Source organism: Acinetobacter johnsonii CIP 64.6, from assembly GCF_000368045.1.
Taxonomy (GTDB): domain Bacteria; phylum Pseudomonadota; class Gammaproteobacteria; order Pseudomonadales; family Moraxellaceae; genus Acinetobacter; species Acinetobacter johnsonii.
Genome location: NZ_KB849236.1, coordinates 827,854 through 850,367 on the forward strand (window position 1 = coordinate 827,854; position 22,514 = coordinate 850,367).

The 22,514-nt window shown below is 39.2% G+C and carries 23 protein-coding genes and 1 other RNA gene; 17 read left to right on the forward strand and 7 right to left on the reverse strand.

The genetic code is table 11. The features are described 5' to 3' along the window. From rseP to lpxA, 6 genes are all read left to right on the forward strand, one after another. Nucleotides 1-1,356 carry an RIP metalloprotease RseP gene (gene rseP / locus F986_RS15105; RefSeq protein WP_004696568.1) on the forward strand — a complete coding sequence of 452 codons (1,356 nt, stop codon included), beginning with the start codon at nt 1-3 and terminating at the stop codon, nt 1,354-1,356. A gap of 90 nt (nt 1,357-1,446) precedes the next feature. Beyond that, entirely contained in the window at nt 1,447-3,936 is a 2,490-nt protein-coding gene (gene bamA / locus F986_RS15110) for an outer membrane protein assembly factor BamA (RefSeq protein WP_406935415.1), read from the forward strand. Nucleotides 3,937-3,969: 33 nt separating this feature from the next. Continuing rightward, nucleotides 3,970-4,464, forward strand: a complete 495-nt coding sequence (locus F986_RS15115; RefSeq protein WP_017396994.1) for an OmpH/Skp family outer membrane protein — start codon at nt 3,970-3,972, stop codon at nt 4,462-4,464. 3 nt (nt 4,465-4,467) lie between these two features. Next, nucleotides 4,468-5,535, forward strand: coding sequence for a UDP-3-O-(3-hydroxymyristoyl)glucosamine N-acyltransferase (gene lpxD, locus F986_RS15120; protein WP_004696574.1), 1,068 nt, complete (start codon nt 4,468-4,470; stop codon nt 5,533-5,535). Nucleotides 5,536-5,542: 7 nt separating this feature from the next. Further along, nucleotides 5,543-6,028, forward strand: coding sequence for a 3-hydroxyacyl-ACP dehydratase FabZ (gene fabZ / locus F986_RS15125; protein WP_010326983.1), 486 nt, complete (start codon nt 5,543-5,545; stop codon nt 6,026-6,028). After that, nucleotides 6,025-6,813, forward strand: a complete 789-nt coding sequence (lpxA, locus tag F986_RS15130) for an acyl-ACP--UDP-N-acetylglucosamine O-acyltransferase (protein WP_004696577.1) — start codon at nt 6,025-6,027, stop codon at nt 6,811-6,813. Before fabZ ends, lpxA begins: the two co-directional genes overlap by 4 nt. A gap of 59 nt (nt 6,814-6,872) precedes the next feature. Here the strand turns inward: lpxA and F986_RS15135 are convergent, their stop codons facing one another. After that, nucleotides 6,873-7,709, reverse strand: a complete 837-nt coding sequence (locus F986_RS15135; protein ID WP_004696578.1) for a YbgF trimerization domain-containing protein — start codon at nt 7,707-7,709, stop codon at nt 6,873-6,875. A 274-nt stretch (nt 7,710-7,983) separates the two neighbouring features. On the opposite strand from F986_RS15135, the gene ffs reads away from it, so the two are divergent. The 3 genes from ffs to F986_RS18640 all read left to right on the forward strand — a co-directional run bounded on the left by ffs (nt 7,984) and on the right by F986_RS18640 (nt 9,321). After that, nucleotides 7,984-8,080, forward strand: an RNA gene (gene ffs / locus F986_RS18100) — signal recognition particle sRNA small type. 243 nt (nt 8,081-8,323) lie between these two features. Next, a complete protein-coding gene (locus F986_RS15140) occupies nt 8,324-8,677 on the forward strand; it encodes a hypothetical protein (protein ID WP_004696580.1) in 354 nt (117 codons plus the stop codon). Nucleotides 8,678-8,988: 311 nt separating this feature from the next. Further along, entirely contained in the window at nt 8,989-9,321 is a 333-nt protein-coding gene (locus F986_RS18640) for a hypothetical protein (RefSeq protein ID WP_228127909.1), read from the forward strand. 108 nt (nt 9,322-9,429) lie between these two features. Here the strand turns inward: F986_RS18640 and F986_RS15150 are convergent, their stop codons facing one another. The 4 genes from F986_RS15150 to F986_RS15165 all read right to left on the reverse strand — a co-directional run bounded on the left by F986_RS15150 (nt 9,430) and on the right by F986_RS15165 (nt 12,412). Then, nucleotides 9,430-10,035: a regulatory protein RecX gene (locus tag F986_RS15150; protein ID WP_004696584.1), complete on the reverse strand. Its 606-nt coding sequence runs from the start codon at nt 10,033-10,035 to the stop codon at nt 9,430-9,432. Nucleotides 10,036-10,143: 108 nt separating this feature from the next. Further along, on the reverse strand, nt 10,144-11,187 hold the full coding sequence (gene recA / locus F986_RS15155) for a recombinase RecA (protein WP_004696585.1): 1,044 nt from the start codon (nt 11,185-11,187) through the stop codon (nt 10,144-10,146). A gap of 114 nt (nt 11,188-11,301) precedes the next feature. Further along, on the reverse strand, nt 11,302-11,745 hold the full coding sequence (locus F986_RS15160; protein ID WP_004696588.1) for an RNA-binding S4 domain-containing protein: 444 nt from the start codon (nt 11,743-11,745) through the stop codon (nt 11,302-11,304). Then, the gene (locus F986_RS15165; RefSeq protein ID WP_004696591.1) at nt 11,738-12,412 is read right to left on the reverse strand and encodes an HAD-IA family hydrolase; all 675 of its coding nucleotides are present in this window, start codon (nt 12,410-12,412) and stop codon (nt 11,738-11,740) included. The genes F986_RS15160 and F986_RS15165 overlap by 8 nt, the downstream gene beginning before the upstream one ends. Nucleotides 12,413-13,075: 663 nt before the next feature. On the opposite strand from F986_RS15165, the gene F986_RS15170 reads away from it, so the two are divergent. The 4 genes from F986_RS15170 (at nt 13,076) to F986_RS15185 (ending at nt 16,029) form a co-directional block, all read left to right on the forward strand. Beyond that, nucleotides 13,076-13,321, forward strand: coding sequence for a hypothetical protein (locus tag F986_RS15170; RefSeq protein ID WP_004696593.1), 246 nt, complete (start codon nt 13,076-13,078; stop codon nt 13,319-13,321). A gap of 321 nt (nt 13,322-13,642) precedes the next feature. Next, nucleotides 13,643-13,888, forward strand: a complete 246-nt coding sequence (locus F986_RS15175; protein ID WP_004696594.1) for a hypothetical protein — start codon at nt 13,643-13,645, stop codon at nt 13,886-13,888. Between the two features lie 500 nt (nt 13,889-14,388). After that, the gene (locus F986_RS15180) at nt 14,389-15,243 is read left to right on the forward strand and encodes a 3'(2'),5'-bisphosphate nucleotidase CysQ family protein (RefSeq protein WP_004696595.1); all 855 of its coding nucleotides are present in this window, start codon (nt 14,389-14,391) and stop codon (nt 15,241-15,243) included. Between the two features lie 54 nt (nt 15,244-15,297). After that, complete coding sequence (locus F986_RS15185; RefSeq protein ID WP_004696597.1) at nt 15,298-16,029, forward strand: histidine phosphatase family protein; 732 nt, start codon at nt 15,298-15,300, stop codon at nt 16,027-16,029. Between the two features lie 139 nt (nt 16,030-16,168). On the opposite strand, the gene F986_RS15190 is transcribed toward F986_RS15185, so the two are convergent. Further along, nucleotides 16,169-16,609 carry a hypothetical protein gene (locus F986_RS15190; protein WP_004696598.1) on the reverse strand — a complete coding sequence of 147 codons (441 nt, stop codon included), beginning with the start codon at nt 16,607-16,609 and terminating at the stop codon, nt 16,169-16,171. A gap of 472 nt (nt 16,610-17,081) precedes the next feature. On the opposite strand from F986_RS15190, the gene F986_RS15195 reads away from it, so the two are divergent. Further along, the gene (locus tag F986_RS15195; protein WP_004696600.1) at nt 17,082-19,709 is read left to right on the forward strand and encodes a M66 family metalloprotease; all 2,628 of its coding nucleotides are present in this window, start codon (nt 17,082-17,084) and stop codon (nt 19,707-19,709) included. A gap of 233 nt (nt 19,710-19,942) precedes the next feature. On the opposite strand, the gene rpsT is transcribed toward F986_RS15195, so the two are convergent. Then, the gene (gene rpsT, locus F986_RS15200; protein WP_004696602.1) at nt 19,943-20,209 is read right to left on the reverse strand and encodes a 30S ribosomal protein S20; all 267 of its coding nucleotides are present in this window, start codon (nt 20,207-20,209) and stop codon (nt 19,943-19,945) included. 213 nt (nt 20,210-20,422) lie between these two features. Between rpsT and F986_RS15205 the strand changes: the two genes are divergently transcribed. Genes F986_RS15205 through F986_RS15215 form a run of 3 tightly spaced genes read left to right on the forward strand, consistent with a single transcriptional unit; the run spans nt 20,423 to nt 22,438 of the window. After that, nucleotides 20,423-21,088 carry a Rossmann-fold NAD(P)-binding domain-containing protein gene (locus F986_RS15205; protein ID WP_004696603.1) on the forward strand — a complete coding sequence of 222 codons (666 nt, stop codon included), beginning with the start codon at nt 20,423-20,425 and terminating at the stop codon, nt 21,086-21,088. An 8-nt stretch (nt 21,089-21,096) separates the two neighbouring features. Beyond that, nucleotides 21,097-21,609, forward strand: a complete 513-nt coding sequence (gene rraA, locus F986_RS15210; protein WP_004696606.1) for a ribonuclease E activity regulator RraA — start codon at nt 21,097-21,099, stop codon at nt 21,607-21,609. Nucleotides 21,610-21,658: 49 nt separating this feature from the next. Beyond that, nucleotides 21,659-22,438 carry a glutathione S-transferase N-terminal domain-containing protein gene (locus F986_RS15215; RefSeq protein ID WP_004696607.1) on the forward strand — a complete coding sequence of 260 codons (780 nt, stop codon included), beginning with the start codon at nt 21,659-21,661 and terminating at the stop codon, nt 22,436-22,438. Nucleotides 22,439-22,514: the final 76 nt, after the last annotated feature.

The following is a 22,514-nucleotide window of genomic DNA, read 5'->3' on the forward strand; positions in this document are numbered from 1 at the left end:
ATGAGCGCCTTGTTTATGATTGTTGCGGCAATTTTGCTTTTAGGCCCACTTATTGCAATACATGAGTTTGGGCACTATTTTGTTGCGCGTAAATTGGGCGTAAAAGTTCTAGTTTATTCCATTGGTTTTGGACCGACGGTTTTAAAGTGGACCTCTAAAAAGTCAGGTATTCAATATCAGCTTTCGGCATTGCCCTTGGGTGGTTATGTTAAAATGCTGGATGAACGTGAAGGTGATGTTGCTGAAGAGGATGCGCCCAAAGCATTTAATCGTCAGTCACCTTGGAAGCGTATCGCAATTGTTGCAGCTGGCCCATTGATTAACTTGGCATTTGCAATCTTTCTGTTTTGGATTTTGTTTTTGCCTGCACAAGAGCAGTTGAATACACGTGTGGGTAAAGTGCTACCTAATACACCTGCCGCACAAGTTCAAATGCAAGTGGGCGATAAAATTACCGCTGTTGATGGCTTAACGACACCCACTTGGGAAAAATTGAATTTTGCCTTGGTTGATCGGGTGGGCGAAACAGGATCAATCCAAATTCAGGCCGAACGTGCGGGACAAGTTAAGACATTTAGTTTGCCTATTCAAAACTTCTTGAAAGATCAAACACAATCTCCGCTTGATGTTCTTGGTTTTACGCCTTATCGACCTAAAATTCCTGCGGTTGTAACTAAGTTGAGCGAAGATGGCGCAGCCATTCGTCAGGGTATGCAGCAAGGTGACAAAATAGTCGCAATTGATGGCATCAAGATGAATGATTGGTTTGATGTGGTACAAGTGGTTCAAGCCTCGCCTGAGAAATTGTTAAAAATTGATGTGCTTCGTCAAAATCAATTGGTACAACTTGAAGTGATGCCACAAGGTAAACGCGACAATATGGGCAAGGTTTCTGGTGTCTTAGGTGTACAAAGTGACCCTGGGAAAATCAGTATTCCTACAGAATATAAACAAACGATACAATATAATCCTGCCGAAGCCTTCATGATGGCGGTAGATAAAACCGGTCAACTGTCGAGTATGATTTTGAACTCGATTGTAAAAATGGTGCGCGGTTTGATTGGTCTAGACAACCTATCAGGACCGATCACGATTGCCAAAGTCGCAGGACAAAGTGCGGAAATGGGTTGGCAAACTTTTATCTCATTTATGGCATTGATGAGTGTAAGTTTAGGGATATTAAATTTATTGCCTATTCCTATGCTTGATGGTGGACATTTGGTCTATTATTTTATAGAACTAATACGTGGTAAACCTGTTTCTGAACAAATACAATTGGTTGGTTTAAAAATTGGTATGGTATTGCTCGGAAGTATGATGCTTTTGGCACTATTCAATGATTTTATGCGTTTGTAAAAAAGCGTAGATACGGAATTAAATTTTACATCGGAAAAAACTGGCATGCAGCACACACATTTATTTATGCCTTTGGCGCTCATCAGTGCTATGGCAACAGTACAACAAGTATATGCAGCAGAAGATTATATAGTACGTGATATTAAGGTTGATGGACTTGTTCGTTTAACGCCAGCAAATATCTATGGAATGATTCCGTTGAATAGTGGGGATCGTGTGAGCGATGCAGCACTTGCCAATGCCATTCGTAGTTTATATGCAACAGGTTTGTTTGATGACATTAAAACAGAAAAGCAGGGTGATACGCTGGTTTTCAAAGTTGTCGAACGTCCACTAATTTCTAAAGTTGAATTTAAAGGTAATAAACTCATTCCTAAAGAGGCCTTGGAAGAAGGCTTGAAGAAGATGGGGATTACCGAAGGTGAAGTGCTGAAAAAATCAGCGCTACAGACGGTTGAGTCTGAGCTTGAACAACAGTACATGCAGCAAGGTCGTTATGATGCTGATGTTAAAGTTGTGACAACAGCGAAGCCGAATAACCGTGTAGATCTTACTATTGAATTTGTTGAAGGTAAGGCTGCAAAAGTTGTAGATATCAATATTATTGGTAATACGGTATTTAAAGAAAGCGAAATTGAACAAGCGTTTGCGGTAAAAGAAAGTGGTTGGACGTCCATTATTTCACGTAATGACCGTTATGCACGTGAAAAGATGGCTGCAAGCTTAGAGTCTTTACGTGCACTTTATTTAAACAAAGGCTATATCAACTTTAATATCAATCACTCAAGCTTAAATTTAAGTGAAGATAAAAAGAATATTTTTGTTGAAGTTTCAGTGGATGAAGGCGAACAGTTTAAATTTGGCGAAACCAAATTTTTGGGCGATGCTTTATACACGCCAGCAGAGCTGAAAGCGTTACAAATATATAAAGATGGCGATATCTATTCACAAGAAAAAGTGAATGCGGTTAAACAGTTGCTTCTACGTAAATACGGTAATGCAGGTTATTACTATGCAGAAGTGAACGTCGTGCCTCAGATTGATAAAGAAACTCATCTGGTGGATTTAAATTATTATGTGAATCCAGGTCAGCAAGTAACTGTGCGTCGTATTAACTTTACCGGCAACACGAAAACTGCGGATGAAGTATTACGTCGTGAAATGCGCCAAATGGAAGGTGCACTCGCAAGTAATGAGAAAATTGATTTATCTAAAGTTCGTTTAGAGCGTACAGGCTTCTTTAAGACTGTAGATATCAAGCCTGCACGTGTTCCGAACACAGCCGACCAAGTTGATTTAAATATTAATGTTGAAGAGCAGCACTCAGGTACCAGTACTTTAGCAGTTGGTTTCTCGCAAAGCGGTGGTATAACCTTCCAAGCGGGTTTAAGTCAAACCAATTTCATGGGTACAGGTAACTCTGTTGCTATTGATTTATCCCGCTCAGAAACACAAGATTATTACAACCTAAGTGTGACGGACCCGTACTTTACGATTGATGGTGTACGTCGTGGTTATAACATGTACTACCGTAAAACCAAGTTGGATGAAGACTATAACGTCAATAACTATGTGACGGACAGTTTTGGTGGTGGTATTAACTTCGGTTATCCAATTGATGAAAACCAAAGCATCAGTGCGGGTTTAAACATCGACCAAACTGAAGTCACCACAGGTCCGTATGTATCGACCTATGTACGTGATTACTTGTTGGCGCATGGCGGTAAGGCAACTGGCAAAGCTGAAGATGTTTGTATTGGTACTATAGAAAACTTGTATGAGGATACTGCTAATCCAACAAAAATAACTGGTACGAAATGTAATGGTCAGACTGTTGATTATGATAATGAATTTAACGGTGATTTCCTAACGTATAACTTAAACTTGGGTTGGTCATATAACACCTTAAACCGTCCGGTGTTCCCGACATCTGGTATGTCGCATCGTATTAATGGTGAAATTGCATTACCCGGTAGTGATGTTGAATATCAAAAGCTGACATATGATGCTCAGGCGTACTTCCCGCTTGCGAAAGATTTTGTGTTACGTGGCTATGGTAAGTTGGGTTATGGTAATGATTTACCATTCTATAAAAACTTCTATGCAGGTGGTTTTGGTTCGGTACGTGGTTATGATAACAGTACCTTAGGTCCGAAATACCCAGGCGTAACTTATAGTGAATCAAGATCTAAAGATAATGACTATGAGGAAGTGGGTGGTAACGCATTGATCCAATTTGGTACAGAATTGGCTTTGCCTTTACCATTTAAAGGAGATTGGACACGTCAAGTTCGCCCAGTTATCTTTGCTGAAGGTGCGCAAGTGTTTGATACACAGTGTGATGTTCCATCTGGTCAGTTATATATGACTGGAAGTAAAACTGATGCTGGTGTAGATGCGAAGCAATACTGTAAAGACAACTTCGGTTTCGAGCTTGATAACATGCGCTATAGCGTGGGCGTAGGCTTTACTTGGATTACGATGATTGGTCCATTGTCTCTCAGCTATGCATATCCATTGAATGATAAAGAAGGCGATGAAACAAAGAATATTCAATTTGAAATCGGTCGTACCTTCTAAGGTCGACCTTTTCTCTACATGAAAGATATCAATATGAAAAAACTTTTTACAGCTTTAACACTTACAGCATTAACTTCTACAGTGGCGAATGCTGCTGGCTATGGTGTGGTGGATCTTGAGCGTGTTGTTGAAAATAGTAGCTATTTAAAACAGCAAAATTCGAGTTTTCAACAGAAAATTCAACCGCAAAGCACCAAGCTTGATCAACTCAGTAAAGAGCTTCAAGACTTACAACAGCGTTTACAAACAGGTGATAAGCTGAGCGCTGCGGATAAGCAAAAAATGGTGACTCAGTATCAAACCAAAATGAACGAGTTCAATACTTTACAACAAACCATGCAAAGCAGTGTGCAAAGCTCTATTCAGCAAGTACGTACTGTATTTGATGGTCGTGTAAAGCAGGTTGCTGAACAATTGCGTAAAGAAAATCAATTAGATGTTGTTTTGAATAAAAACTCAGCACTTGCCTATGACGCTAAGTATGATTTAACTGATAAAATGATTCAAAAGGTTAACGCAATTAAGTAATCAATGAATCCTCAACAGTACCGCTTAGAAGATCTTGCTCGTCTCGTCCAAGGTGAGTGTGTAGGTCAAGCTGATTTAATCCTTAAGGGATTAGCAAGTCTAGATTCGGCAGAGTCTAGACATCTTGCATTTGTAAATGGTGAAAAGTACTTAGAGCAAGCACAGCAGTCTAAAGCTGGAGCATTCATTGTTACAGCAGATCTGAAAAATCACTTGGTTGAACATCAAAACTTTATTGTTGTTGCCAATCCTTATTTAGCCTTTGCGATTTTGACCCATGCTTTTGAGGCCAAACACACTGAGCAGGGCATTGAAAGCACTGCACAGATACATCCTTCTGCAATCATCTCAGATACTGCTTATATTGGTCATTATGTGGTCATTGGTGAAAATTGCGTTGTTGGCGATGATACGATTATCCATTCCCATGTCAGCATACATGATGGTGTTGAAATTGGCCGCGGTGGTTTAATTGAATCACATGTAAATCTGATGTCATGCAAAATTGGTGATCGTGTCCGTATTCATGCCAATACTGTGATTGGTAGTGAAGGTTTTGGTTTTGCCCCTTATCAAGGGAAATGGCATCGAATTGCTCAATTGGGTTCGGTCATCATTGGAAATGATGTACGGATTGGTTCAAATTGTAGTATTGATCGCGGTGCATTGGATGACACAATTTTGGAAGAAGGTGTCATTATTGATAACCTTGTGCAAATCGCCCATAACGCTAAAATTGGTGCCAATTCGGCTTTTGCTGCCAATACTGCAATAGCCGGTAGTACAACCATTGGCAAAAATTGCATCGTAGGTGGTGGGTCTGCAATTGCAGGGCACCTAAATATTGTTGATAATGTCACTTTAACTGGAATGTCAATGGTCACAAATAATATTTCTGTGGCTGGAACGTATTCTTCAGGAATTGGGCTGTTTGAAAATCAAAAGTGGAAACGCACCGTTGTTCGTTTAAGACAATTAGCAGATGTGCCATTGACCCAATTGGTAAAAAAACTTGATCATATGCAGGCTCAAATCGAGTCCCTTGAATCAACAATTAAATTGCGTAAATAGAAATATGATGACTGAGTCGAATTCTACTAGTTTCACGAAACCTGAATTGCCAATGACGATTCAAACCATTCGTGAGTACTTACCACACCGCTATCCTTTTTTATTGGTCGATCGTGTTGTTGATGTGACTGAAAATGGAATTGTGGCGTATAAAAATGTGTCTATTAATGAAGAGTTTCTTCAAGGCCATTTCCCTAATTATCCAATTATGCCTGGTGTTTTGATTGTCGAAGCATTAGCGCAAGTCTCAGGTATTCTTGGTTTCATCATGAATAATGAGAAACCGAGTGAAGGTTCTTTGTTCTTGTTCGCAGGTGCAGAGAAAGTTCGCTTTAAAAAGCAAGTCGTTGCAGGCGACCAATTGGTGTTAAAATCAGAATTGGTCATGCAGAAACGTGGTATTTACAAATATAATTGTATTGCCACAGTTGACGGTGTAGTAGCAGCATCTGCGGAAATTATGGTTTCGCATCAGAAAATAGAGCAATCATGAGCAATAACGAATTTATTCACCCAACAGCAATCATCGATGCATCTGCCGTGATTGCAGCAGATGCAAAGATTGGACCATATTGTATTATTGGTCCAAATGTCACTATTGGTGCGGGTACGCAGTTACATTCGCATGTGGTGGTCGGTGGTTATACGCGTATTGGAGAAAAAAATGAAATTTTCCAATTCGCAAGCGTGGGTGAGGTCTGCCAAGATCTAAAATATGCAGGTGAAGAAACCTGGTTAGAAATTGGTGACCATAATAAAATTCGTGAGCATTGTAGTTTACACCGTGGTACGGTTCAGGATCACGGTATAACCAAGATTGGTAGCCATAATTTATTGATGGTGAATACACATATTGCGCACGACTGCGTGGTCGGTGATCATAATATTTTTGCAAACAATGTCGGCGTAGCTGGTCATGTTCATGTTGGTGACTATGTGATTGTCGGCGGTAACTCGGGTATACACCAATTCTGTAAGATTGATTCTTATAGCATGATTGGTGGCGCATCATTGATTGTAAAAGATGTCCCTGCTTATGTGATGGTTTCTGGTAATCCTGCACATGCTTTTGCGATGAATGTTGAAGGCATGCGTCGTAAGGGTTGGTCTAAAAATGTGATTCAAGGTTTACGTACTGCATTTAAACTGATCTATAAAGAAGGTTTAACGACAGAGCAGGCTTTAGAACGTATCCGTGCAGAAATTTTGCCTGAAGTTGCTGAGGTACAGCTGCTTATTGACTCGTTAGAACAGTCAGAGCGTGGCATTGTGCGTTAAGCTTATTCCAAAGATAAAAAAAGACACTTCGCGTGTCTTTTTTTATATCTATAGAAAAATTATTTTTTAAAGAAAGAGGCCTCTTCAGACTTAGGATATTGTTTAAGGAGTTTGGCTTTGTATTGGTTGGCCTGAGCAGTATTTTTATCCACTTCTTTGGCAATATTGTAGAGTTGATAGACGGCTCGAGGCGCACGCGAAGAGTTTGGGTATTGGTTTGCCACAATCCCGTAGTTCTTTTTCGCTTCTGCATAGTTGGTAGGTTCAATCGATAAATTAAATTCCGCTAACCAGAAATATGCATTGCTGATGTAAACACTGTTGGGGTTGTTTTTAATAAAATTTTGCATGGGTGCAATCGCTTTCTTCGCACCACCTTGCTTATAGGCATCCAATGCGACAGTATACGCGGCTTTTTCTAGCTCAGATGTGTTTTGCGTACTGACCACTACAGGTGCTTTGTTTACTGCGGCTGCGGTTGTGTTACTGCTGGGGTTGGTGATTGTGGTGTTACTGGGAGGAGTATCCTGTTGGTTATCCTCCGTTGTGGTACTCGCTTCAGGGTCTACTTTTTGCTGAAGTAACTCTAAGCGTTGATCTAGGTCAGCGTAACGATTTTCCAACTCATGTTTGAGTTGAGCGATCTCGTTGTCTTGTTCTTCAAGTTTACCGCGTAAGCTACGCAAATCACTTTCTAATTGTTGGTTCTTTTGCATGATTTGCCAATTAATATTGGTTGCTGTTGCACTCGCACCTGTGTCTACTGCGACGCTGGTTGGATTGACACTATTGTTCGTTGCTTGGCTTAAGCCGCGAGATTCAATTGGAATATTGGCGAAAACAGGCGTTGTGCAAAGTAGGGTGAGGGCACATAGGCTATGCTTCTTTAGCATCATAAAATATCCGTGTTATAAGGCTTTGATGGGGAACACATCAAACGAAATTCATTTACCCCATTAAAAACGGCAACGTTATGAATTGCAATAAGCTTTTACATTGTTGTCGTATATTTAGGTAAATGAATGTAGCCTAGTCGTTACCAATAATTGAGTGATTTTTCTTGAGTTTGTTTTATAAATAGTCAATTGAATGAAATGCTTATTGAAAAATCGTTTATAGGCTTGCAACTTAGGGAAAAATCTCTATACTCTGTTCTTGCAATGGTAGCCCTGCCGGTTACTTCGCAATTGTATTCTACGAACCCCGCCAGGACCGGAAGGTAGCAACGGTAGTAGAAATATGATGTGCCGAAGGTTTGCTGGTAGGGTTGCCACCATATTTATAAATATATAAGAATAAAAATGAAAGATTACTATGGCATTGATGCAGGTCTAGTCGTTAGTATTGAATCTTATAAGAAAGTTAAAAGCTTTTTTCTTTTCTTATTATTTTTTGCGGTCACCATTATTCTTTTATATTTTCTTATTTCATCTTAAATGGTTTTTCAAACTATATTGCCATAGGTATTGTTATATCTTGCTTATGTGTCTTATTTTGCATTTTTTACTTATTGCTTGAAAGCATTAATACTGAAATCACTTTTAATGAAGATCATCTTTTATATCGTAAAGTTTTCACTGTTAAAAAAGTGCTCTATAGTGAAATAAAAGGCTATGAAATTCTATCTTTTAGAAAAAGAAGTCGTTTGCTACTGATTGATCAGCATCATCAAATCGTCAATATTAGTTCAGATTTTGAATCATATACAAGAATTTGTAATATGTTCATGGCGCATTTTGAAGATATGGAGGTTGTTAATAAACGAGAGCAAGAACAAAATTTTATACAAGAACATACAAAAAATATTTCCAGTGAACAGCAACAAAAATATTTAAAATATGCATTAAGATTTAGAAAATTTTAGATGTATTGACGGTTATTATTTTCTTTTTAGCCCCTATATTTGATTGGTCAGATCTTTTATTTCATGGTATGGCTTTGGTTTATCTATACCTTAGTTATCCCAAGCATCATAATTTTTATATTATTTATATGCAAAAGGCTAAAATCTCTACAGAAGTGCTGTCTTTTCTGATTATGCTTGTATGCAATTATTTATTTCTTAGGGATCTTATCCAGCACTACGATTTAGCTTTTTTATTTTATTCTTTGATATGTATGAGCTTTCTATTATCCGCTCTATATATTGTATTTAAAAAGAAGTTTGCCCAGAAAATGAAGCGGCAAATGATCATGGTGATCGCACTTGCTCTACCTGTTGTCGGTATTTATTCTGCGAGTTTGGTACGTGTTGTGAATAGTATTAATGATAACAGTATTTTAAGTGTTCAAGATGTGCAGGTCGTAAATAAGGAGAAGAGCGAGAGCGGCAGTAGAAGAAATAGATATGCAAGTTATTATTTGGATGTTCGAATGTCTGATGGCGAGATCCAACGGATCAAGGTCAGATCGGGTGCGTACAATCATGCCAATATTGATGGGACCTATACCATGATCTTGCATCAAGGGAATTTAGGCATTACTTGGTCAGGCTACGAATTGCAGTAAATTCTGGTTTTCTCACGAATCTAACTTTCGATTATCTGTAAATATATTTAAGTTTTATTGATGTATATAGTTAGATGATCAATCATGGTATGAATGGTAAATAGCGCTTTAATCTTCAATTTTTCTCGAAATGGCTTTCATAATCGCATCCATTTCAAAGCCACGATACATCAAAAAACGGATTTGTTTGGCTTTTAGTTTTGGATCTGTTGCGACCTCTGTTCCATACTTTCTAACTTTGAGTTGATAGGCTTGTTCGCCCCAATCCGTTTCTTTCAGTTCTTCTAAAATTAAACCAGTGTCGATCTTTTTAGTTTTTAGCGCCATTTTGATGCGATTAGGGCCTTTGCCTTTACGCTTTTGGCTCGATAGCGTGATCTCAGCCACACGTTGATCACTCTGATAGTTTTGTGCTGAAAGCTCTTCAACCAGTGTAATCACTTCTTCGCGGTGCATTGCCCATGTAGCTAGTTTCTCAATTAATTCTGCTTTTGAATATTCCTTACGTGTCAGTACCGCAAAGGCATAAGAACGTAGACGAGAGCCTGTTAAACCTGTGGGTTTGGGTTGATTCTCTTCATCAAAATCTAAAGCATCATCAGTTTCTTGTGTTGCCTGGAGGGGATTGTGTTGAACAGCAGGTGCTTCTTCTTCACCAAATTGTTGTTTGAGAGCGTCATAGTCAAGAAGTTTGGGGAATTTTGAATTAGGCATAATGGGCTATGAAATAGATCTGAATAAACAAAACGCCCCGTAGGGCGTTTCTTAGTGTAAGCCTAAATGTCGTGTAATAACATTTAATCTTTTTTTAGAGGCTTTTAATTAAGCATCTAAAAAGTCTGGTTCTTCTTCTTTCTCTTCTGCTGGTGCAGCATTTGCAGTCGTCAGTAGCTTTTCTCGAATAATTTTCTCAATGGTTTCAGCCAACTGAGGATTTTCTTCGAGATGACGGATCACATTGTTTTTACCTTGACCAATTTTATCGCCTTGGTATGAATACCAAGCACCTGCTTTTTGTACGATTTCCTGTTGAACAGCCAAGTCTACAAGTTCGCCCAAGTGGTTAACGCCTTTACCATATAAAATTTGGAAGAGCGCTTCACGGAATGGAGGTGCCATCTTGTTTTTGACAACTTTTACTTTGGTTTCAGAACCAACGATTTCATCGCCTTCTTTGACCTGACCTACGCGTCGAATGTCTAAACGCACAGACGCATAGAATTTCAACGCATTACCACCAGTCGTGGTTTCAGGGCTACCAAACATCACACCAATTTTCATACGAATTTGGTTAATGAAAATCACCATACAGTTTGAACGTTTCGCATTACCTGTAATTTTACGTAATGCTTGGCTCATTAAACGTGCTTGGAGGCCCATGTGCGAGTCGCCCATTTCACCTTCAATTTCTGCACGTGGTGTCAATGCTGCAACAGAGTCGACAACGATGAGGTCAATGGCACCAGAGCGAACCAGCATGTCTGCAATTTCAAGTGCTTGTTCACCATGGTCAGGCTGAGAAACCAAGAGGTTGTCAATATCTACGCCAAGTTTACGCGCATACTGTGGGTCTAAAGCGTGTTCTGCATCAATAAATGCACATGTACCACCTGCTTTTTGACATTCGGCAATCGCTTGTAAAGTCATGGTTGTTTTACCTGAAGATTCAGGACCATAAATCTCAACGATACGACCTTTCGGTAAGCCGCCAATGCCTAGAGCAATATCAAGTGTCAAAGAACCCGTTGATACCGCTTCAACAGCTTGTACGGTGTTATCGCCAAGACGCATTACTGTGTTTTTACCAAACTGCTTTTCAATTTGGCTTAGCGCAGCATTGAGCGCCTTGCTTTTATTATCATCCATCTTACAACCTCAAAACGATGTCACGGATATTTACTGAATATGCTCAGTATAGTGACAGATTTAGTCTGTATCTTCTATAAAAGTCAGATCGTGTGCGACACAATATGACGCATGTCATTCATCATCATTATAAGACCAATATTGGTCAAATTGTTGATCATTTTCTTGTCTAAACTTACTGATATCGCGTCGGTCTTTTTTACTTGGACGATGATCAGGTCGAGCTAGATTATGCAACTTTCTTTGGCTTGCAATCAATTCCCGTCGTGTAATACTGACTTCAGTTTCTTCATATAATTTTTGTGCAACAGGAGCGGGGCCACGCACGTCAGAGAGTTCTTTGATCACTACGGTTTTCTTGTCAATGCCTTGTTGTATGGTGAGCTCCATCCCAACCCGAACTTCTCTCGACACTTTGACACGTTCACCATTGTGGTGAACTTTGCCTCCCTCAATTGCATTTTTGGCAATGGAGCGCGTTTTAAAAAAACGTGCTGCCCATAACCATTTGTCAATGCGCATGCCTACCGCATCTTCCGCTAAAGTGGATTTACGCATATTTAGCCGTGACCTCAGCTTGCTCTAAATAAGGAATTAAATCGGTGAGCTGATTTAAGATCGGATAAGGGCCGGATGTCTTGCTTTGACCTAGTGATGAGGGTTGAGCAATGGTAAATAGGTTTTGAATACCATAACTTTCAGCACCTTTTAATACTTTTTCAGTGTCATCGATAAAGTAACACTGTGTGGCTGCAAAAGGATGGCGTTCATGGAGATGTTGCCAAAACTCAGTAAACTCTTTGGCATGACCGAGGGTTTCGCTGCTAATAATGACATCGAAATATGAGGCCAGTTTCGTGTGTTCGAGTTTGAACTTGAGTCCCTCACAGTCCGCATTAGTGGCAAGCCAGCAAGGGTAGCCGTTACTTTTTAAATAGTCGAGAAGTTCAAGACAGCCTTCACGTAGGCTAACTTTATGCTTAAATTCCTGCTGCAAAGCGAGCGTATCTACGCCAACTTTAGCTGTCCAAAAGCGCGTAGAATACCAATTGAGTGTATGATTATGGGTTTGATAAAACTGAAACAGGGCCTGAGTACTTTGTTCTAAAGAGCACTGGTGTTGTTCAGCATAACGGATAGGAAGCTGATGATTCCAAATAAAATCATCATAGGCAAGATCCAGTAATGTACCGTCCATATCAAAAATGATAATTGGCTTTTCCACTCAAAAAATCTCCAAGGTTTCAAAGTTCAGCAATGGCTATAGAAAACAGTTAGCAGCCGATCTAGCCATTTTACTTTATGCAAATATGGCGTAATTATAGCGTATAGCTGCATAAGATGACGGATTTGCATAGCCCATTGTCAAAAATTGAAGAATATGGGATCTCAGTTTTTTAAGTAAGAGCATATAAGATGTGTTAATCGCACATTGATCCACAACAATATTGAACTTCAGCATAAGAAATGATTCACCTTATGGAGAAGGAAGAGCTTTTATAAACTTTCGATGAGAACACTTAGCGCTGTCATTATTATCGAAAGCCTCCACTGTTGCTGCTGACCTAAATCAGCCATGGATTACAACGGACAGCATCATTGGTTTTGTCAGCTTTTCAGTACTGCTTAACTATTCGGCTCTCATGTCTATTTCATCAAATGTTCATTTTATATTGATACCATAAAAACCACCTGAGGGTAGTTTTTATGTTTGAAACTAAAGTTAAACCACTTCAGCTGACAGAGAAAGATTCGTTGTATCCAGCGCAATAATGCAATAAAAGTAAGTTTTCTGACAAAAAATGAAAATAAAGTGGTTTTGCTGGTTATTTATACAAGAATCGGTTAAAAAAGATGTGGCGAATGAGAATAAAATAGAGAGGAATGGATGAGTGAATTAAATCTAGATTTTTTAGATGAAACCTTAGATAAATATGAAGCAAAAGGTAAGAAAAAGGCCATTAAAAAAATCCGTATTGGTTATATGCTCTATGCAAAATTTATGTCGAATAAAAAATTTGCAGAAAATGTAATGAGTTCATCTTTAGATCCAAATAAGCGGACTTATCGCAATACCAAGATTAAAATTACGCATGATGAATATGAGTTAACCTTTTTACGTAATGATGATTAAGTATTCAATTGTGTTAAAAAAGTCTTAAGGTTTCATTTATTTGAAATATTTTGGCTGTAGAGTGTGCGGCATAAAGCAATGAAAATATAATGATTAGATGATGTTTGTGCAGTTAAACCTGTTTATTTGGAGAGAGGTAAACAGGTTTTTTATTATAATAACTTTCTGGTCTGAGTGATTGCAGACAAAAAGCCCGATTTGTTTTTATACTGATCGGGCTTTTATTTTTCTATTGAAATGAAAATAGTGAGAAAGATGATTTCTGACATCTTTTGATCATATTGTTCATGGATAATCTTTTTTATTTTGAGTTGCTTCGATATGTCAATTGTTACTGCAAATGAACTAGACGATATTCTAAAAGAATTAATTTCCAAAAATAAAAAGCCTGAAAAGATTTTGATTGGTTATAAAGCATATAGCGAGCTTATGAATGATCGAAAGTTTTTGCATGAAGTCGCTAGCTCAGCTATGGATCCGAATAAAAGAAAGTATCAAAAGATTAAGATCAAAGTGACGCAGGATGAGTATCAATTAGAAGTGAAGTGTTCAGATAAAAATGAGTAGATGTACCGTAATTTAAAAAAACCGGAGAAAGAGTGTATTTTTAATTGATGTATTTAAAATACAGGTTTATACTATACTCCAAATTAAAGCGCTGTAGCTTTTCTTGTTTTATATCCCACGCTCCCATGCGTGGGATTTTTTTGCGCGATGATTTTTCATAAAGAAATCACTTGGATGTATAAAGCTGAAAAGAAGTTAAGAGTAAGCACAAATTAGAAAAGTTCAGCCTGTGGCTTTCTCTAGTCTCGATATTTAAGGTGTGGGTAAAGCTAAAGTCAGGTTGATTGGACTACTCAACCCAAAGTCAAAAGAAGAATTGGAATTGAGTGATATTTCCTGAGTGTCTTAGGCGTATAATATTTTTAAGGCAGTGTTGAAAAAGTGTTCGCGTGTTCTCACTCTAAGGTGACAGTATACCGTTGAATACGAGGCGATGAGCATGCTGCTATCCCAATAATGAACTTCTCGATCTATAACTTAATGAATAAAAAGGCGGTCTCATGTTTAAGCCCACAACTGCACCTCAAGATGCACTGATATTGCAACTTGTACCGATTGTGACTCAAGCGTGCGAGATTTTACGAGCAGAGTATCAAGCTTATGTTGCAGGTGGTGATTTTACAGTTGAACGAAAATCCGATCATTCACCTGTCACGCAAGCGGACTATCGTGTCAATCAATTTATTACTGATGCTTTAAACAATACCTTTCCTCATTTGCCTGTTCTTTCTGAAGAAGGGCAGCATGCACATAGACAGCAGTGGCAGTCTTTTTGGATGCTTGATCCTTTAGATGGTACCAAAGAATTTTTGCATCAACGTCCTGAATTCACCATTAATCTCAGCCTTATTGAGGGTGCGCATACAACTTTTGCTGTGCTGGCTATTCCTTGTGAACAGCAAATTTACTTCTGTCCACTACAAGGTCAGCCTTTAAAATACAATATTGAAAAAGACGTATGGTATGTATATGTTCCAGTTGAAAACCACAGTGCTGTTCAAGTCGGCTTAAGTCAAAGTAGTCAGAGCAAACCGCAGTATCAAGTGTATTTAGAGCAGTTGGAAAAATTTACGCCTATTCAAGAGTATCGTGCAGGGAGTGCATATAAGTTCTGCATGGTGTTGGAAGACCGAGTCGATATTTACCCACGCTTTCATCCAACGAGTGAGTGGGATACCAGTGCTGGACAGTGTTTATTAGAGCGAATAGGTGGTGGTTTGGTTGATTTTCAGGGACGACCATTCGTATATAATCAAAGATTGAGTTTACTGAATGGCGGTTTTATTGCATATCGAAATAACGATATGAAAAAACTGGCATTACAAGCACTTGAACTAATGCCTTCGTCGGCTTGAGCTAAAAACTGAGCGTGCTATAGTGTTTTTTGAATTATTGAGTTGCTAGTGATTATGGCCTTAGAGTTACTCCCGCCTAGTATGTTGAAGGCAATCGATTTATTGCCAGATGCAAAAACGCCAGTGACGTTGTTTACACGTCATTCCATTCGTGAAGTTGTTACGGGTCAGGGGCTTGCAGGCTATGATTTGCAGTTGACGCATCAAGGGCGCGATTTGGCGGAGGCGTGGGGTTCCTATCTGATCGATAATACGGATCGAGTGATACAACACTGTATTTCTAGTCCAATTCAACGTTGTATTGATACTGCTGCGCTAATGATTCAAGGGGCAGATGGACAAACCCTTGAGCCGAATACCCATCGTATTGAAATTATTGAACAAGGTTTATTGGTTGAGCCAGGCAGTTTTGTTTTGGATATTAAGCAAGCCGGCCCTTATTTTCAGCGTCAAGGCGCTCTAGGATTTATTAATAGCTTTGTTAATAATGCCTTACCCGGTATGAAGCATCCGATTCATGGCGTCGTAGATGTATTGGAGCTTATATATAACACGCATCCGAACAATCCTTATGGTTTGAGCCTTGCGGTCAGTCATGACACGATTTTAGCTGCGATTTTGGCGGTTATTTCAGGGCGCACGATTGTGACCAAAGAAGACTGGCCGAAAATGATGGAAGGTCTTTTTGTGTGGTTTGAGGGGGATGTGTTTTTGGAATCAAAATTGAAATGGATTTGGCGCGGAGAAATGAATGAACTGAATATTCATGAGTTTCAAAATCTGTAAGTGCTTTGTTTAAAATAAAAATTAATTCAACTATAAATCTCGTTGATTCATTTAAGCGGTCGTTTGAACGAGAAAAAGAATATACGAGATTTATAGATCGATCATTCGTCAACCTTATTGAATGATATACCACATAAGTTTAAATTTTTGCTTTGAGTCGATTGGGAAAATCGAGCAAGTCGATACTTAGGCCTGCATCATTTAAAGGCCATAATGAGGTATTCACCGCTACGCTGTGCTGATGAATACGATTGTATTTATCTGCAGCAATGAGCGTGGCAATCTCATGATTCGAAAGGGTATAAGCGTTGACAACATCGGCTGGATATTGAGTGCGGTCATAAAACTCAGCTTCGGTTTCTCCTTGGTGCAGTGCAAAAATACGTTCAATTGCAGGTAAATAGACGCCATAGCCTAACCACGCGTCAACGCCCTGAGAGGCCTGAATTTCTGCGGTTCCACGCATATTTGAGATGACTTTGGCGAGTATGTCTTTTTCACCTTTGGCATGAAAATGCTCAATATATTGTTGTTCTGTCGGTTGGAATTTTTCAAGTGTTGGAAGAAATTTATTAATCATGCTATTCCCCAGTAGAACATTCTATGTGGTTTCATTATAAGAAAACAGAATACCATAATTTATTTATGGGTTTTTAATTTTAATCATTTTGGATTTAAGAATTAAAATAAGCTAAGTGCTTACAAAGAAAATTAATTGAAATATCTTTTTTAAAAAAATTAACTGACAAATATTGGCATCATATTGGTGCAAATTCAAATGTATAACTCATCATTATTTCTCATAAATTCAAGCCCTGTCACAGAACTTTTATTTTTCGGACATTAGTTTTAATGTTTATAAAAAATATGTTCTGAAGTGACAAATTATGTAAATTGAATATGAGTAGAAAATAGTGTTAAATAATTAAGCTTTTGATTTATATAAATTATTAATGATTTTTTAATTTTTATTTGTGACTATTTCGGGGAAAGGTGTGAAAAGTGTGAATGAGTTCTTGTATTGCAAGCTAAGTCTTTGCGTTGTAACACTGATGTTAGCTGCGTGTGGTGGAGGTGGTGGAGAAAGTGGAACCGAAAACTCTACAACGCCTGTAGTGAAAACCTATGCTGAACCTACACAGGATGTGGCTGATGGAAATACATTGGGGTATTTTGACTACGATGCAAACTCAAAAACACGTGTGATACGAAATGACTTAACTGGTAACTTCGAAGCAATGCTGCAATTTGGTCAGAGTCATGTGGTTGATCCAAATGGTAATGAAAGTAAAAAAATGCCGCGGCTGACGATGGAAAAAGAAGCGCTATTGTTAGTTACGCCAACTGATAGCATGGGGAAAATTGATGGTCTGAGTGCTGATATTTACATGAATAATCAGTTGCTCCGCACAGTTACATTTAACGATCCAACTCAGATTCCTCAGTCTGATCAAACCAATACCGATGAGCGTGCGCGTGTGCAATATAGTAAGCGTGCGTGGAGTGCTCGACTCAATTGGGATGAAATACGTCCAGGTTTGCGTATTCAGCTCAAAGATTCTCTTGGACGTCAGGGACAAATTACAGAAGATAAAATTGATTTTGCCTCTCCTGGAGAGTTGGTCTTAAATAATATTCGTATCGGCATGTTAACTGCTCCCCCTGTTTCCAATGGTCACTATATGCTGAATGATCCTGTTCGGGCAGGTTCAGATTACTTTCAAACGATTCCAGCTGCTGAAATGACCGTTGCAAAATATGATGATATTCAGTTAGATCGCGTCATGATTGCCGACGGGACGATTTACGATACGGCAAGTGCCAGCCAAGGCGGGGATTATGATGGCGATATGCGTGAAAACGTGGGTAAGTCGACATTTAGCGTAGGCATTAATCTAGCAAACTGGGGAATTACCAGTGCTTCGATGGCAAGTCAAAATCAGCCTCAATTAACTCAAACCGTAGTTGCACACCATAGTCGTGGAAAATATGCCAATGGCGAAATTAGCCATGGTTTAAGTGGTGGGAATGGTATGTTGACGTTGTATGATTCAGTTGGCAATGAGTTTAGTCATGAAATTGGACACCACTATGGACTGGGGCATTATCCTGGGCAGGAGGGTGATAACCAGTTCTGGACTTCACATCATGCAGACAGTGGTTGGGGTTATATTCCGTATCGCAATATGATGCGGGGTAATTTGATTTGGAATAATAATGATTTATGGGCTGCTTCTACAGGAATTGAAAATTTCTTAGCTTTATATCCATATAGCCGAGATGCGATGTCTGGTGGTTATGCATCAAGCTCAGTTTCACGTTATACCCACTATACGGGTTACAGCACCTTCGAAAAAATTCAACCTCAATTTAATAAACTCTTAGTGTGGGATAAGACTTCACCGACGGGTTATAAAAAGTGGAATGCTAAGACTAGGCAAATGGAAGTGTTTCAAGAGAAGATGCCCAATTCTTCAGCACCTGTCTGGTATCAACCAAAGCAAAACTATCTACGCCCACGTGTTTTTGGTGAGCCTGTAGTGACCATTTTGGGTGGCTATGACCCTGTTGCAAAGGTTGGGTTACTCTATCCTGCGGCACGTTCAAACTGGGGCAATGTCTATGATTTACCCGCTGCAAATACGGCGTTAAATCAGGATGCATGTTGGTTAAATGTACAGTATCCAAATACAGTGACCAATATTGCACTGGCTCCGACACGATTAGGTAGTAATGCCAATAAATTACATGTCAATTTAGCGCTTGCAGATCATCCTCAAAAAGTTGATTTATATTGTAAGCAGGCCAATGCTGTTGCCAAATTATTATCGACTACAGTGATTCCCCAATATGCTACGGCTATTACACCTGCAGTTAAGATTGGTAAAGCACAGGGTTATAAAGCCTTACGCGATGTAGAGTTGCCTCTGCTTGAGCAAGAGCTACTGAATCAGGCGGCGAACAATATTATTGTTTTGTCACCAAATGGCTCAATGCTTTATCAGTCTTATAAATCGTATAAAAATGAGATGAGTTTAGCTGCACAGCAGGTACTTGAGCGTTATGAAGAGCAAGAAACTAGATGGATGCGTTTAAATCGTTGGGTAAATGTTTATTATGATGATTTGGCCAAAGATGTACCTACTGCGATTGATGCACTCAATGCTTTTATCAAGCAGCTAGGTTTACAACAGGATGACCCACTTGCACAAAGTACTTTGTTAAAAAACAACAAAAACTGTTTAAAAACGGAGGTAACTGCGAACAAAAAAATGGATGTTTACATTAGTGGCCCGTCGGCTTGTACTGCTGATGAGACCGAGCAGTGGGTTTATGACAGTTTAGGGCATATCCATAGCAAAGCAGCTATGGGGCAGTGTCTAACGGGTAATGGAGGAAGTGCTAAAGTCACCTTGACTGACTGTGTAGCGAATAATGCAGCACAAGTGTGGTCAATGGATGCCACGACGTCTGCCATTAAACAATCAGGACAGTGCTTAGATTTAAACTCGGGTAATTTGGTAAATAACCGTCAGATTGCGATTCGATATGGTTGCTCTGGAAATAACAATCAAAGATGGACAATGCTGAATCAAAATACAAGCTTGATTTTGGCTGGGGTAACCTCAAAAAACATTGGTATTTTAGTGAAAAACTTGAAAGCTCAATCTTTGAATTAAACCACTGCTCATCTGGCAAATGATTTAACATGAAATGAAAACGAGCTCCCTAAAGGGGGCTTTTTTTGTAAGTAGATGTTCTTGTGGATGCTAGAGATCGCTTGCTAAATTTTATTTGAGTTTTAAGCTGTATTGTTAAGTAAAAGATGTATTGGAAAAGGTTTAGGCGTTGGAAGGTTCAAAAAATAGATACAAAAAAAGCCCTTTAAAAAGGGCTTTTTTTAATGCATAAATTAGTTAGCTAAAGCTTTAACTTGTGCATTTAAACGGCTCTTATGACGAGCAGCTTTGTTCTTATGGATGATGCCTTTATCAGCCATACGGTCGATTACTGGTACAGCAGTTTTGTATGCTTCAGAAGCAACTGCGTAATCACCAGCAGCGATAGCAGCTACTGTACGTTTGATGTAAGTACGAACCATAGAACGTAAGCTTGCGTTGTGTTTGCGTGCTTTAACGTTTTGACGAGCACGTTTTTTAGCTTGAGCAGAGTTTGCCACTCGTGCACTCCTTGAAATAGATTGGTCTGGGCGGGCTGAAATTCAAACTGAAAACCACATCAGAAGAACAATCACCAGCCCGTAAACAAGTGGCATATTTTGATTAATATACGCAGTGAAGTCAAGTCTTGACATGCTTTGACTATATTTAAGATACATAAAAATTCTAAAGAAAAGGTAAGATTAGCCATCTGCATGGGAGTTTGTATAAAAATGACACAAAATATAGAACAAGCCATTGTGATTGGAGCAACGGGTTTGGTGGGCTTAAACCTGATTCAACAATTACAACAACTGCCAAGTTGTAGCAAAATTTTGGCTGTAGTCAGAAAGCATAATATGCAGCTCGATCAGTATGACAAAGTTCAGCAACTGGAGCTGGATGATTTTTTATTACTCAACCATGAAGATGTTCAGGGCTACAGTCATGCTTTTAGTTGTTTGGGGACGACTTTAAAGAAAGCTGGCTCAAAAGAGCAGTTTTATGCCATCGACTATGTGGTGAATGCACATTTTGCTGAATTGTTTGTTTTGACCAAAACCCATTATGTGTTGATCAGTGCCTTGGGTGCGCAAGCCAATTCGAAAATCTTCTATAATCGCGTCAAAGGTGAGCTTGAAGAGACTATTCGAGGACTCGATTTATATAAGGTTAGTATTCTGCAGCCATCCTTACTGATCGGACAGCGTAATGAAGGTCGCATGTTGGAAGATATTTTCCAAAAGGCTTATACCAAACTATCGCATTTTATACCAAAGCATTTTAAATATAAGCCAGTGACAGCAGAACAAGTGGCTCATACTATGGTCGAGGCTGCCCAAACGCAGACCGAAAAATTTGAAATATATGATAATTTACGCATACAAAAGACAAAATGAGGGGAAGTGTGGTGACGACAGCATTTGTGACATGCGATTTATTGGATGATCATCCTGAACTTGATTTACAAGTGGTCAGTCCATCGATGGATGGTAAGTTTTTTAAGAGCTATGGTGCGCGTAAAACCTTTGGTGGTCAGGTGGTTACGGTTAAATGCTTTGAAGATAACTCTCGGGTGAAAGAGCTGTTAGCAACAGATGGTACGGGTAAAGTATTGGTTGTAGATGGTGGCGCTTCGATGCGCTGTGCCTTGATGGGAGACTTAATTGCAGAGTCAGCAGTCAAAAATCACTGGAATGGTGTGGTGATTTATGGCTGTGTCCGTGATGTAGATGCCATTGCTGAACTAGATTTAGGGGTGCATGCTTTAGCCGCCATTCCACAAAAAAGTAACCGTAAGGGTGTAGGAGAAGTTGATATCAGCCTGCATTTTGGTGGTGTCACCATTCAATCAGGTCATTATCTCTATGCGGATAATAACGGTATTGTCATTGCAAAAGAAAAACTGGTCGATGCATAAGTAGCAACCAGACTCATAATAACATCAACAAAAGATATGGACGTGTAATATGGTGAAGCATCAAATTAAAGTGATTCAGGCTCTTTTTTCGGGGCTTGCGCAAGGTGGGCGTGGTGTAACTGGAACGCCGCATCCTAAACAACCTGAACAACCTTTAAAGCTCTATGAGTTTGAAGGCTCGCCATATTGTCGTCGTGTGCGTGAAGTACTGACTTTGTTGAACTTGGATTATGAAGTGTATCCATGTCCTAAGGGTGGAACTAAATATCGTCCTTTGGTGAAACAGTTGGGTGGAAAAACCCAATTTCCTTTTTTACTCGATGAGAACACTGACACCAAGTTGTACGAATCTGAAGATATTATTCACTACTTGTTTGAACAGTATGGACGCAGTGGTAAAACACCGAAAAAGTATGCACATTATCCCAAAACACCTTATGTTGCTTATGTCGGGACATTGGTAAATGGAGCGAGTGGAGTATGGATCAATAAGAGTATTAAAGATCGCGTAGCGCCAGAACAGTTGTTACAACTTTGGGGATTTGAAGCCAGTCCTTATACTCGGATTGTCCGTGGTTTGCTGACCGAGTTGGAACTGCCTTTTAAGTTTCATAATGTGCCTAAAGAACGTTGGCAAGATCAAGGCCCAGCAGTACTGCGTTTAAAGCCGGGCAAATATGTACCTTTGGCAGGTGGAAAGCGTGAGCAAGTCATGCAGGTGATGGGACGTGATATTCAAGTGCCATATTTGGTTGATCCGAACACTGAAACGGCTTTGTTTGAATCGGCAGATATTGTTGCTTATCTCAAGCAGACTTATGCAGCATAAGAAAAAGGCATCTCTAATAGATGCCTTTTTTAATTCCCAAGCATTGATGTTTTATCGGGTTGATCTGATTTTTTGT